We start from the raw sequence: 12,445 nt of genomic DNA on the forward strand, positions 1-12,445 counted from the left end.
GCGTGATCCGGTCGCTGCTCATATTGCTCGCGTTGGCGGGGGCGTGGTTTGCCTCCCCGCTTGCCGCACAGCCGCAATTTCCCGAACTCACCGGGCGCGTGATCGATAAGGCCGACATCCTCTCGCCAGAGGAAGAAGCGGCGCTGACCGCCCGGCTTGAGGCGCTGGAAACGCAGTCGCAGCGGCAATTGGTGGTCGCCACCATTCCCGATCTGCAAGGCTATGACATCGCCGATTACGGCTATCAGCTTGGACGTGCATGGGGCCTTGGCGATGAAAGCCGCAATGACGGCGCGCTGCTGCTGGTTGCGCCCAATGATCGCAAGGTGCGGATCGAAGTCGGCTATGGCCTCGAAGGCTATCTTACCGATGCATTGTCCTCGCTGATCATCCAGAACGCCATCTTGCCGCGTTTCCGCGACGGGGATTTTCCCGGCGGGATTGCGGCCGGAACCGACGCGATTATCACCCAGTTGCAATTGCCCCCCGAAGAAGCCGCGCAGGTCGCCGCCCAAGCGGGCAAGGCGAGGCAAAGCGACGGCGGCTTTCCCGTCGGCGTGCTGATCTGGCTGGCCTTCATGTTCTTCTTCTTCGTCCTGCCAATCATGCGGTCGGGCCGGCGGCGCAAATATCGCTCGAGCGGGCGCGGCCCGTGGGGCGATCGCGGGCGCGATGTCGGTGATACGGCGCGCGACATCATCCTGTGGGAAGTCGGCAGCGCGATCCTGCGCGGTGCGATGTCGGGCGGTGGCGGCAGCGGCGGCGGCTTTGGCGGGGGCGGCGGATTTTCGGGCGGTGGCGGCTCGTTCGGGGGCGGCGGCGCCTCCGGAGGGTGGTAGAACATGGCCTATCTTGATGATGCCGGGCGAAAACTGGTCGCCGAAGCGGTGACCGAAGCGGAAAGCGCGACCTCGGGCGAGATCGTGCCGGTCTTGGCCGACCGCAGCGACGATTATACCGATGTCGCCCTGCTCTGGGCGATAGGCGCGGCGTTTACCGTGATGAGCGTGTTTGCCGCGTTCCCGCTCCCGTTCCTGCAACTGTGGGATAGCCTGATCGGCGGCTGGGGGCACCAATGGACCACCGGGGAACTGGCCAGCATGGTGATCGGACTGGGCCTCGTCACCTTCCTCATGGTGCTACTGGTGCAGCAGTGGGAGCCGCTCAAATTCGCGCTGATCCCCGGCCCGGCCAAGACGGCGCGGGTCCACGAACAGGCGGTGCGCAAGTTCAAGGTCGGGGCAGAACGCCGCACCACCGGCCATACGGGCGTGATGATCTACCTTTCCATGCGCGAACACCGGGCTGAAATCGTGGCTGACGAAAGCATCGCACAACTTGTGTCCGCCGAAGTCTGGGGCGAGGCGATGGGCGACATGCTCGCCGAGATACGCAAGGGATGCATCGCCGAGGGGCTGGCGGTGGGAATCCGCGATGTCGGCTTCGTACTCGCCCAGCATTTCCCGCGCGGGGACGATGACGAGAACGAACTGCCCGACCGGCTGATCGAGGTTTAGGCACCCTTCCCTCTTGACCCGGCGCGACAGAGCCTGTCTCGCAGGATCAAGCCTGCCTGCCCCGACGGAGTTTCCCTTGCAAAAAGACCGCGACGCCGACCTTCCCGAACAGGTGATGTGGGAAGGCCGCTTCATCACCGCCAAGACACGCGGCCGCTGGGAATATGTCGGGCGTGCGCGCGGCATCCGGGCAGCGGCGATCATCGCGCTGGACAGGGATCCTGATGGCACCCGCCACGTCCTGCTGGTCAGCCAGTACCGCGTGCCGCTGGGGCGTTTCAGCCTCGAAATTCCCGCCGGTCTTGTCGGCGATGATGAAGGCAAGCAGGGCGAGGACGCGACCCTTGCCGCCGCGCGCGAGCTGGAGGAGGAAACCGGTTATCGCGCCGGACGGCTGGAGGTGCTGGGCGAATTCTACTCATCGCCGGGCATGGTCTCGGAATGTTTCACGCTGCTACGCGCGCGCGATCTGGAAAAGGTCGGCGATGGCGGCGGCACCGAAGGCGAAAATATCATCGTCCACCGGGTTGCCTTGCACGATCTTTCGCGCTTCGTGGCCGAGTGGCGGCGCGCAGGCCACGCGGTCGATGTGCGGATCGCGATGCTTTTGACACCGGAATATCTGGGAGAGGATTGAGTTATGGCAGAACGGGCAGGACGGGTCGCGGGCAAGCTCGCATTGGTAACCGGGGGCGCGCAGGGCCTTGGCCGCGCGCATTGCATCCGGCTGGCGCAGGAAGGTGCGCGGGTGTTGGCGACCGACATCAATGGCGCAGGCGCTGCCGAAACCGCGGCGCTGATCAACGCCGAGATGGGCGAAGGCACCGCTTTCGGCATCGCGCATGACGTGACCGATCCGGCACAATGGGAAGCGGCGGTTGACGCGGCACGCGAACACCTTGGCGGATTGAACGTGCTGGTCAACAATGCCGGGATCGGGGTGGCGGGGAACATCGAAACCTGCGACTTTGCCGATTGGCAGCGCTGTTTCGACATCAACGTCAATTCGATCTTCCACGGCTGCCAGAAGGCACTGCCGCTGATGCGCGAACATGCGCCGGGATCGATCATCAACATCTCCAGCATCGCAGGCCTGATCGCCAGCGACACCATGCCGGCCTATAATGCGTCCAAGGCGGCGGTGTGGATGCTGTCGAAGTCGATCGCGCTGCATTGCGCCAAAAAGAACATGAATATCCGCTGCAATTCGGTGCACCCGACCTTTGTCGACACTCCGATCCTTGACGGGACAGCCAGGGCGGCATCGCTCGACAAGGATGTGCTGCTGGAAAAGCTGGCGCGGCAGATCCCGCTCAAATTCGTGGGCGAACCGAACGACATCGCCAATGCGGTGCTGTATCTCGCCAGCGACGAAAGCCGCTTCATGACCGGGGCGGAGCTGAAGCTCGACGGCGGCATTTCGGCGATGTGACGAAACAGAGCCAATGAAAAAAGAGAGGGGCCTTTGCGGCCCCTCCCGGTTGTTTCAATTCGGTGCCTGGCGGATCCGACAAACCGGGAACCGCTCTGGTCGAAGATGCCAGGCTCAATCCGCGATCAGCGCGATTGCGAGGTAGATCAGCAGGAAGCTGCCGAAGCCGAGCAGGGTGCCGGCGACAAAGCCGATCCGCACCAGCAGGGCATCAATGCCGAAATAGTCGGCAATCCCGGCGCAGACGCCAAAGACCTTGGCGTTGGTCTTGTCGAGGCGGAAGCCGGCGCGGGGCGGCTTGCCATCGGGATTGCGGGTCACGTTGTTCATTGGGGTAAGGCTCCTGTTGCGAAAGGGGTTGTCAGGCCACCAGACCGGGGCTGGCGGGAACGATGGCGTAGGCAAAGCTCGCAATCGTCAGGATCACCGCGAAGGCGGCAGAGGCGAAGCAGGCAGTGTTTTCGGGGCCGAACATAGGAAACTGGTCCTTTGTAAAAGTGTGGATGCTGGTCAGGCTCAGGCAACAAGGCCGGGGCTGGCAGGAATGATCGCGTAGGCAAAGAACGCGGCCGAAATGACGACCGAGAACGCGGCGGCGAACAGGCGGTTGGCGCTTTCAATGGCAAACATGTGAAGTCTCCTTTTGGTGTTTCGTGCGTTTTTCCGGGACCATCCCGGGGACGAAGAACACTTTGCAGGAGGCGTGCCAAACTCGAGGAATGGCGGAAATCAGCCATTCCCTTGCTTTCAACTGGGCGACACATCATTCACCTTGCCGAAAGTTTAGGAAAATTTCCCAAGGATTGGGATCTGGGTTTTGCACGCCACAGACTGGCCAAATCCGCGCCCTCTCGCTAACCGCGCATCAGCCATGGCGCTCAGCAAGATCAGCCTCGAAAATTTCCGCAATCATGCGGCCACGACGCTCGGCGAGACGGCGCATTTCAACCTGTTGGTGGGAGAGAATGGCGCCGGGAAAACCAACCTGCTCGAAGCTTTGTCGCTGCTCGGGCCGGGACGGGGGCTCAGGCGTGCCAACCTTGCTGACCTTGCCCGCAGGCCCGCGCCGGGCGATGACCCGCTGCCTTTCGCCATCGGCGCCAGCCTGACCGAAGCGGGCACGGTCTCCGCCCGGCTCGGCACCTATACCGAAGCCGGCCAGCCCGGACGGCGGCTGGTGCGGGTCAATGGCGCACCCGCCAGCGCGGCCAGCCTTGCCGAATGGCTGGCCCTGTCCTGGCTGACCCCGGCGATGGACGGACTGTTCACCGACAGCGCAGGCGCACGGCGGCGCTTTGTTGACCGCATGGCGCTGGCGATTGCGCCCGATCATGCGCAGCGGGTGAATGCGCTGGAGGCCGCCTTGCGCGAACGCGGGCGCCTGCTCGAACATGGCGGTGATCGCAGCTGGCTGGATGCGGTCGAAGCGCAGGCGGCAGACCATGGCGCTGCGGTGGCCGCGACCCGCGCGCAGCTGATCCTGCGGCTGGCGGATGAACTTTCCGCCCTCCCGCCTGAACCCTTCGCCCGCCCCGCCCTGACCTATCGCCCCGGCGGCCCGACCGACGAGACCGGTTTGCGCGCCGAACTCGCCCGCCAGCGCCCGCGCGACCGGGCCGCCGGGCGCACGCTCACCGGGCCACAGCGCGATGAACTGGAAGTGGTCATGGCATCGACCCGGCAGCCCGCTGCGTCCTGTTCGACCGGCGAGCAGAAGGCGATGCTGATCGCGATCACGCTGGCCCACGGGATTCTGGCGTCAGCGGGCCGCCCCAGCGTGCTGCTGCTCGATGAAGTCGCCGCCCATCTCGATCCCGTGCGCCGCACCGAATTGTTCCGCCGCCTCCGGGAGGGACGCGCACAGGTGTGGATGACCGGCACCGAACTTGCCCCGTTCGCAGCGATCCGGGGCGAAGCGGCAATCTGGCGGGTCAGCGGCGGAGGCGTGGAACGGCTCTAGCTTTCGGCGGGCTGAGGCAAGGCCCCCTCGACCTGTTCAATGGTCGAGGCCACCAATCGATCGATCCCCTCGGCGGTGGGGTGGATCTTGTCGTTCTGGAACAGCTCGGGCTCGCGGTAGATGTCCTCCAGCCAGAACGGGATCAGCTCGACGCGGTGGGATTTCGCCAATTCGCGGTAGAGCCCATCAAATTGCGCCTGATATTCCGGCCCGTAGTTCGGCGGCGCGCGCATGCCCATCAACAGCACCGGAATATCCCGCGCCTTCAGCTCATCGATCATCTTGTCGAGATTGGCCTTGGTCTCTGTCGGCGAAAGCCCGCGCAGCAGATCATTGCCGCCCAGTTCGAGGATGAACAGATCGGGCTTTTCGTTCTGCGCATCGAGCGTGAAGGCCAGCCGTTGCAGTCCGGCAGCGGTGGTATCGCCCGATACGCCCGCATTGGCGATCCGTGCATTCACCCCCTTTGCGCGCAAAGCCGCCTCAAGCTGCGCGGGGTAACTTTGCGCCGGGTCGAGACCATAGCCAGCAAACAGGCTGTCGCCAAAGGCAAGGATACGGCGTTCGGGCCCCATCACCGGGATCGGCGGCGGCCCTTCGCCTGCGCCCAGCGCTGCGCCCGAAGCGGGCGGAACCGCCGCATCCTCGGCCGGATTGTCGCATGCCGCCAGCGTCATCAGCGCAAGAACTGCGCCCAATGTCCCGATTTTCGACCAACCGCGCTTGTGCATCCGCGAGCCTTCCATACCTGTAGCTTGTTGCATCGTCTCACCTATGCCATCGGAACCCCGTGACAAGCCCCTCTCTCGCAATCTCCGCCCGCAATCTCACATTGACCCTCGGCAGCAGTGCCGCGCCGGTCACGATCCTGCGGGGTATCGATCTCGACATCGCCCGCGGCGAAGTGGTCGCGCTGCTCGGCCCATCAGGCTCGGGCAAAAGCTCGCTGATGGCCGTGCTATCCGGGCTGGAGCGCGCCAGCGGGGGCAGCGTGATGGTTGCAGGCGCGGATTTCGCGGGACTTTCGGAAGATGGCCTTGCCGCTGCGCGCCGGGGCCGGATCGGGATCGTGCTGCAGGCCTTTCACCTGCTCCCCACCATGACGGCGGCCGAAAACGTCGCTACCCCGATGGAACTGGCGGGCATGGAAAACGCCCGCCCGCGCGCGATTGCCGAACTGGAAGCGGTTGGTCTTGGCCATCGCACCGGGCATTATCCCACCCAGCTTTCGGGCGGGGAACAGCAACGCGTCGCCATCGCGCGGGCCACCGCACCGCGCCCGGAACTGATCTTCGCGGACGAGCCGACCGGCAATCTCGATGCCGCCACCGGCGCGGAAATCATCGAACTGCTGTTTGCCCGCCGCGCCGAAACCGGAGCGACGCTGCTGATCATCACCCATGATGCCAGCCTTGCCGCGCGCTGCGAACGGGTGCTGACCATGGCTGACGGCGTGATCGTGTCCGACACTTCGGGCGCGGCATGAACCTGTCCTGGAGCACAGCCTGGACCATCGCCCGGCGCGACCTCAACGCCCGGTTCAGGGGACTGCGCCTGCTGCTGGTGTGCATCTTCCTCGGCACCGCGGCGCTGGCTGCCATCGGCACGCTGACCTCGGCGATCGAGCGCGAGCTGGCGTCGAGCGGGCAGGAACTGCTGGGCGGCGATCTCGAAGTCGAGGTGTGGCAGCGCGACCTTTCGGCTGAGGAATTGGCCGCGCTTGGCGAATATGGCGAAGTGTCGGGCGGGTTCCGCCTTCAGGCGATGGCGAGCACGCCCGATGCCGCCGCGCCGATCGAATTGAAGGCGGTGGACGCCAAATGGCCGATGTTCGGCGCACTGGTGCTGGCCGATGGGCGCGAAGTGGCTGCGCCTTCCGGCACGGACGCGTGGATCGCGGAAAGCGCGCTGGAACGGCTCGGCATCAAGGTGGGCGATGAATTCACCGTTGGCACCGCAAGACTGACCGCCGCAGGGGTCATCGCGGACGAACCTGATCGCCTGTCAGAAGGGTTCCAGCTCGGCCCGACGGTGATCGTCGCCGAAGATGTCCCCGCGCAGGCCGGATTGCTGCAACCCGGCGCGCTATACCAGAGCAAGCACCGCGTCGCCTTTGCCGATCCGGGGCGCAATCCCGAAGCGGTGGAAGAAGCGCTGACCAAGGCTTTCCCCGATGCCGGGTTCGACATCCGCACCCGCGACCGCGCCTCGCCCGGGGCCGACCGTTTCGTGCGCCAGATGAGCGATTTTCTCACGCTCGTGGGGCTTGCCGCGCTGGTGATTGCGGGGATCGGGATTGCCGGCGGCGTATCATCCTATCTCGATCAGCGCCGCACCAGCATCGCGACGCTCAAGGTGCTGGGGGCGACCTCCAGCGACATCGTTCGCATCTATGCCATGCAGATCGGCGTTGCCTCGCTGGCAGGGAGCATCGCCGGGCTGGCGGCAGGCGTGCTGGTCACGCCGCTGCTCGCCGCCGCGCTTGATGGGCTGCTGCCGGTCGACAGCGGATTTATCATCGCGCCTGCCCCGCTGGCGCTGGCGGGCGCATATGGGCTGCTGGTGGCCTTCGCCTTTGCCGCAGCCCCGCTGCTGCGCGCGCGCACCTTCCCTGCGATGGCGCTGATGCGGTCAGGCGTGGTGCCGCTGTCGCGTGACCGGCGCGCGCTGATTGCGACCGGCATCGGCCTTGCAGCGATCTGTGCGCTGGCGCTGCTGACCACCGATCAGCCGATGTTGTCGGGCGGGTTCCTGTTGGGAGCGGGGGCTGCGCTGCTGGTGCTGTCGGGGCTTGGCTGGGCGATCCAGCACCTCGCCCGCCGCCTGCCGCGTCCGGCCAACCCGCTGCTCAGGAGCGCCTTGTCCAATATTCACCGCCCCGGCGCGCCCACCGGCGCCTTGGTGACGGCATTGGGCTTTGGCCTTGCCGCCTTCGTGCTGCTCGCCGCGGTGCAGAGCGCGATTGACGGCAATATCCAGAGCCGCGTGCCGCGCGAAGCCCCCGACTATTTCGTGCTCGACGTGCCGCGCGACAAGGAACGCCGGTTTATCGAACTGGTGCAGGCCGATTTCCCCAAGGCCGCGATCCGCTCTGTCCCAACCATGCGCGGGGCGGTGCTGGCCTATGGGCCAAGGGATGCCATGACCCGCGTTGCCGATCTTGCGGAAATTCCCGAAGGCGCCTGGGCGCTGCGCGGCGAACGCGGTCTGACCTATGCCGACCGCCTGCCGCCGGGTAACCGCGTGATCGCCGGCCAGTGGTGGAGCCCGATGCATGATGGCGAACCGCTGGTTTCGATCGATACCCAACTGGCCGAAGCGACCGGCCTGAAGGTCGGCGATTACCTGACCATCGGCATTCTCGGGGTGGAACGCACCGCCCGGATCGCCAATCTGCGCGAGATCGACTGGGAAAGCATGGGATTCAATTTCACGCTGGTCTTTAGCCGCAATGCCATCAGCGACGCACCGCACAATCTTGCCGCCACCATCGATCTGCCCGACGATGCCGATCCTGCCGCGCGCGGAGCCTTGTTGCGGGCCATGGTGCGCAAACTGCCGTCCAGTTCGGTGATCGAGATCGGCGGTATTCTGGTGGAGGCGCGCAATCTGCTCCAGCAGGTGAGTCTGGCAACGCTGGCGGCGGCGGCGGTGACGGTGCTGGCGGGGCTCGCGGTGCTGATGGGCGCGATTGCAGCGGCGCGCGCGGCACGCACCTATGACACGGTAATGCTGCGGGTGCTGGGCGCAAGCCGGCGGCAGATCCTGCTTCTGCAACTGGCGGAATATGGCCTGATCGCAGGCGTGCTGGCGCTGGTCGCGCTGGGGCTGGGATCGGCGCTGGCGTGGGTGGTGATCACCCAGCTGTTCAGCTTCGACTGGCTGCCCGACTGGGGGCAGGTGCTCGGCGTACTCGGCCTCGGCGTGGCCCTGGTACTGGCGTTTGCGCTGGCCGGATCGCTGCCGCTGTTGCGGGCGAAACCGGCGCGGGCGCTGCGCGAGCTATAGCCCCCGCCCGCGCGCGCCGCGCAGGAATTAATCGAACACCGTCGGGTCATAGCCGACGTCGCCGGGCTGGCCCTTGATCACCAGTGTGCCTGCGAGAAAATCATGCAGGCCCTGCTTGCGTTCGGTAAAGGCGATCATGATGTAGCCGATCAGCAGGATCACACCCGACAGAATCTTGCCGAAATACCGGCCCAAGGCGCGCGCAGGCGAGATCCGCCGCCCTTCGGCATCGGTCACGATCAGGCCCAGTGCCCGCTTGCCCGGCGTGGCCTGCCACGAAGAGCTTTCGAAGCCGACGAAATAGGCGATGCCGATCACCAGACCGAGCAGATCCGAGGCTCCGAAGGTCGGGCTGGGGTCTGTATCGACAAGCGGATCGCCGAACAGCAGCGCCAATGCGATACCGATTACGATGAGCGGCAGCAGGTCGATGATATAGGCAACGACCCGGATCCAGAAGCCGGCATAATTCATGTGATGATCCCCTTGTGCTGACGAAGCCCTGACAAAGCATCACATTCCTGCCGCAGGCGCAACGAAAAAGGCCCCGCGCATCGCTGCGCAGGGCCTTTTCATGTTTGCGTCGCTATCCGATCAGAAGCGGAAGCGCACCAGACCGCCATAGGTCCGCGGCTGGTTCGGATAACCCGACACCGTGCCCGCCTGCGCAACGCCATCGAACACCGTCAGAAGGTACTCATCGTCGAGCAAGTTGCGGCCCCACAGACCGAATTCCAGCCCGTTGTTGAGCGCCAGCGTCACCGCGCCATTCACAAGGTTCACCTCGCGGCGGAAAATCTGGGTGTTGCCCAGCGCAGCGTTGAAGGTCGGCAGGCCGTTGTTAATGTCGGTGTTGCTCTCGTGATTGTAATCGAGGCGGGTGATCAGCCTTGAACCGCTATCCCACTCATGCGTGTAAGTCGCCGAGGTGGAGATGGCCCACGCCGGAATACCGCCCGGACGCTGGCCCGACAGATCGCCGACGACCGAACCTTCGAAACTGTCGAACAGCGGATCGAGGTGGGTCACCGCAAAGGTCAGGATCAGACCATCGGTCGGCTGGATCGTGGTGTCGAACTCGAACCCCTTGACCGACTGCTCGCCCGCATTGCGCAGCGCAAAACCGGTGCCGGTGAAGGCGAAGCTCTGGAAGTCCTGAATCGTCTGATCGAACACGGCAAGGTTGAAGCCGATGCCCGGCCACTGACCCTTGATGCCGATTTCGTAGACTTCGGCTTTTTCCGGCGCGGCAAAGCGCGTACCCGAAACGAGGTTCGGCACGGCCAGACCAGCGTCACGGATCGGCGAGGACGGAGCCAGAATGGTCGACCCGCGCGGCCCGGCCGTGAAGTCGGTACCCAGCGGACGGCTATCACGTGACAGGTTGATCGAGCTTGCCTTGAAGCCGGTGGCGTAGCTGGCGTAGACATTGACCTCCGGCGAAACCGAATAGGCGGCCCGCAGCAGGTACGTGAATTCGTCGTCATTCGTCCGGCCATCTTCGACAGCGTTGGGAATGGCGAGGAAGGGCGGCTGGAACTGGAATGGCTGAAGCCCAAGCAGCGTGTTGATGGACGGGTCGGTCGCCGCCCCGGCGATCGCCGCAAAAGCTGCCGGGTTGGCAGCCTGGAATGCAGCGATTTCAGCCGGGCCGACATTGGCCGGAGGCGTCGCTGTGGCCTGAGCAATCTGGCCGACAATCACCGCATCAACAAAATTGATGTTGGCCATCGGATCGAAGCTCTGCTGGCTCAGCGCGAACCGCTTCTTGTCATCAGTGTAGTTGAAGCCCGCGGTCAGCACGAGGCCGTCGACCGGCTCGAAATCCACCGTGCCGAAGATCGACAAGGCTTCGTTTTCCATCCGGAAGTTCTCGCTGGTGAGCAGCGGGGTCAGGAAAATGCTTTCCTGTGGCAGGCCCAGCCCGGCCTCGACCCCGTTGAACACGCTGGGGTTGCCAGCCAGCACATCGGCCGGATTGCCCCCTGCCAGGATTTCGAAGAAGTCGCGGATCTGGTCGCCGTTCTCGATGCGGCTTTCCTGCGTGATCGTCTCGTCGAAGTAGAAGCCGCCAACCAGGAAGTTGATCGGACCATCGAAATCCGAAGCAACCCGGAACTCCTGCGTGAAGGTCTTGACCCCCTGATCGCGCTGTTCATTGGCGATATCGGCTGCGGTGTAGTCGATATCCGAACGGAAGAAGTTCTGCAGTTCGCGATAGGCGGTGATCGAGGTGAAGCTCAGCGCCCCGGCGGTGTAATCCATCTGGATCGAGCCGCCGTAATTGTCGACCGTGTTCTCCGGCACAATGTTAAGGTTCGCAGTGCGATCAAAGAAGGTGTCGAACGTCTGCACCTGCCCGCCGAGCAGGTTGAGCGCAGGCGCGGTCGGGCCGGCGACAACAGTGCCGACCTGACAGCAGACTTCATCAATGCGCGAATAGTCGGCAATGGCGCGGATGCGGAAATCGGCCGAAGGCTCGATCAGCAACTGACCACGGGTCGACCAGCGGTTGCGATCATTCTGATCAACCCCGAGATTGACGATTTCAGCCGTACCATCGCGATTCTGGTAGGTGGCGTCGAGCGAGAAGGCGATGTTGTCGGTAATCGGACCGGTAATATCACCGCGCAAGAAGACGTTGTTGAAGTTCCCGTAGGACGCCTCAACACTGCCGCCGAATTCGAACTGCGGTTCCTTGGTGATGATCGAGATCACGCCGGCGCTGGCGTTCTTGCCGAACAGGGTCGATTGCGGGCCGTTCAGCACTTCGATGCGCTGGATGTTGTTGAGATCGGACAGGGCCCCGGCAGAGCGCGAGCGGAACACGCCGTCGATGAACACGCCGACCGAAGGTTCCACGCCGAAGTTGTTATCGCCGTTGCCGAAGCCGCGGATGATGAAAGTCGATGCCGACGATGTCTGCAACTGGCTCACCCGCAGCGAGGGGGTGACGGTCTGCAGGTCGAGCACGTCGCGGATTTGCGCCAGTTCGATCACCTCGCCGCTGGTCACCGAGACCGCGATCGGGGTTTCCTGCAACGTCTGTTCACGCTTGGAGGCGGTAACGATGATCTGGTTGCTGCTTTCGGGCGCCTCGAGTTCGGGCCCCTGATCCTGCGCGAGCGCGGCGCCCGGCATGGCAACGGCAAAAGCGGCGGCACCTGCAAGCAGGGTGAATCGGTACGATCCGGCATTGCCGGTCACGGTCGAACGCATGGAAATTCCTCTCCTCAAATCCCCCGACCCCGGTACCGGTTTTCCGGCTCGCATCATACGATGCGCTCTCTCCCGCGGTCGTGGGTGAGACTGATAAGCGAGTGACGATTGCGCGACAAGCGCAAAGCCCGCGCTTTTCCGAGGCAAAACCTCCCTGTGTGGCGCGCAGGCAACAGTGTCTGACCCGCCGCAAAGCATTGTCCGCGCCCCAAAGCTTGCCCCTTGGGCGCAGTTGCGCTAGGCGGCGCGGCAATGTTGCAACGCAACAAGCAGCGCGCTCGCGGCACCATGCCGTAACGTCGCCGCCTG

Annotated in this window: 12 protein-coding genes; 7 read left to right on the forward strand and 5 right to left on the reverse strand. The window is 64.5% G+C overall.

Features of this window, described 5'->3' with window-relative positions:
* The first annotated feature begins 2 nt into the window (after positions 1–2).
* From BUA05_RS04465 to BUA05_RS04480, 4 genes are all read left to right on the forward strand, one after another.
* Positions 3–839, forward strand: a complete 837-nt coding sequence (locus BUA05_RS04465) for a TPM domain-containing protein (RefSeq protein ID WP_072673454.1) — start codon at positions 3–5, stop codon at positions 837–839.
* A 3-nt stretch (positions 840–842) separates the two neighbouring features.
* Entirely contained in the window at positions 843–1,517 is a 675-nt protein-coding gene (locus BUA05_RS04470; protein WP_072673455.1) for a TPM domain-containing protein, read from the forward strand.
* Positions 1,518–1,632: 115 nt separating this feature from the next.
* Entirely contained in the window at positions 1,633–2,154 is a 522-nt protein-coding gene (locus BUA05_RS04475; protein WP_072673530.1) for an NUDIX hydrolase, read from the forward strand.
* Between the two features lie 3 nt (positions 2,155–2,157).
* Positions 2,158–2,949 carry an SDR family oxidoreductase gene (locus tag BUA05_RS04480; RefSeq protein ID WP_072673456.1) on the forward strand — a complete coding sequence of 264 codons (792 nt, stop codon included), beginning with the start codon at positions 2,158–2,160 and terminating at the stop codon, positions 2,947–2,949.
* 114 nt (positions 2,950–3,063) lie between these two features.
* On the opposite strand, the gene BUA05_RS04485 is transcribed toward BUA05_RS04480, so the two are convergent.
* Both BUA05_RS04485 and BUA05_RS14835 read right to left on the reverse strand, forming a co-directional pair.
* Positions 3,064–3,279 (reverse strand): PspC domain-containing protein, encoded by a 216-nt coding sequence (locus tag BUA05_RS04485; RefSeq protein WP_072673457.1) that lies wholly within the window; start codon positions 3,277–3,279, stop codon positions 3,064–3,066.
* A 186-nt stretch (positions 3,280–3,465) separates the two neighbouring features.
* Positions 3,466–3,579: an enoyl-CoA hydratase gene (locus BUA05_RS14835; RefSeq protein WP_211277603.1), complete on the reverse strand. Its 114-nt coding sequence runs from the start codon at positions 3,577–3,579 to the stop codon at positions 3,466–3,468.
* Positions 3,580–3,820: 241 nt separating this feature from the next.
* On the opposite strand from BUA05_RS14835, the gene recF reads away from it, so the two are divergent.
* Complete coding sequence (recF, locus tag BUA05_RS04490) at positions 3,821–4,909, forward strand: DNA replication/repair protein RecF (protein WP_072673458.1); 1,089 nt, start codon at positions 3,821–3,823, stop codon at positions 4,907–4,909.
* Here recF and BUA05_RS04495 read toward each other — a convergent pair.
* Positions 4,906–5,640: an arylesterase gene (locus BUA05_RS04495; protein WP_245790078.1), complete on the reverse strand. Its 735-nt coding sequence runs from the start codon at positions 5,638–5,640 to the stop codon at positions 4,906–4,908. The two genes, recF and BUA05_RS04495, sit on opposite strands and share 4 nt — an antisense overlap.
* 59 nt (positions 5,641–5,699) lie before the next feature.
* On the opposite strand from BUA05_RS04495, the gene BUA05_RS04500 reads away from it, so the two are divergent.
* Both BUA05_RS04500 and BUA05_RS04505 read left to right on the forward strand, forming a co-directional pair.
* Positions 5,700–6,395, forward strand: a complete 696-nt coding sequence (locus BUA05_RS04500; RefSeq protein ID WP_072673460.1) for an ABC transporter ATP-binding protein — start codon at positions 5,700–5,702, stop codon at positions 6,393–6,395.
* The gene (locus tag BUA05_RS04505; protein WP_072673461.1) at positions 6,392–8,917 is read left to right on the forward strand and encodes an ABC transporter permease; all 2,526 of its coding nucleotides are present in this window, start codon (positions 6,392–6,394) and stop codon (positions 8,915–8,917) included. Before BUA05_RS04500 ends, BUA05_RS04505 begins: the two co-directional genes overlap by 4 nt.
* A gap of 27 nt (positions 8,918–8,944) precedes the next feature.
* On the opposite strand, the gene BUA05_RS04510 is transcribed toward BUA05_RS04505, so the two are convergent.
* Both BUA05_RS04510 and BUA05_RS04515 read right to left on the reverse strand, forming a co-directional pair.
* A complete protein-coding gene (locus BUA05_RS04510) occupies positions 8,945–9,391 on the reverse strand; it encodes an RDD family protein (RefSeq protein ID WP_072673462.1) in 447 nt (148 codons plus the stop codon).
* 120 nt (positions 9,392–9,511) lie between these two features.
* A complete protein-coding gene (locus BUA05_RS04515) occupies positions 9,512–12,136 on the reverse strand; it encodes a TonB-dependent receptor (RefSeq protein ID WP_072673463.1) in 2,625 nt (874 codons plus the stop codon).
* Positions 12,137–12,445 lie beyond the last annotated feature (309 nt).

Source organism: Erythrobacter sanguineus (assembly GCF_900143235.1).
GTDB lineage: Bacteria > Pseudomonadota > Alphaproteobacteria > Sphingomonadales > Sphingomonadaceae > Erythrobacter > Erythrobacter sanguineus.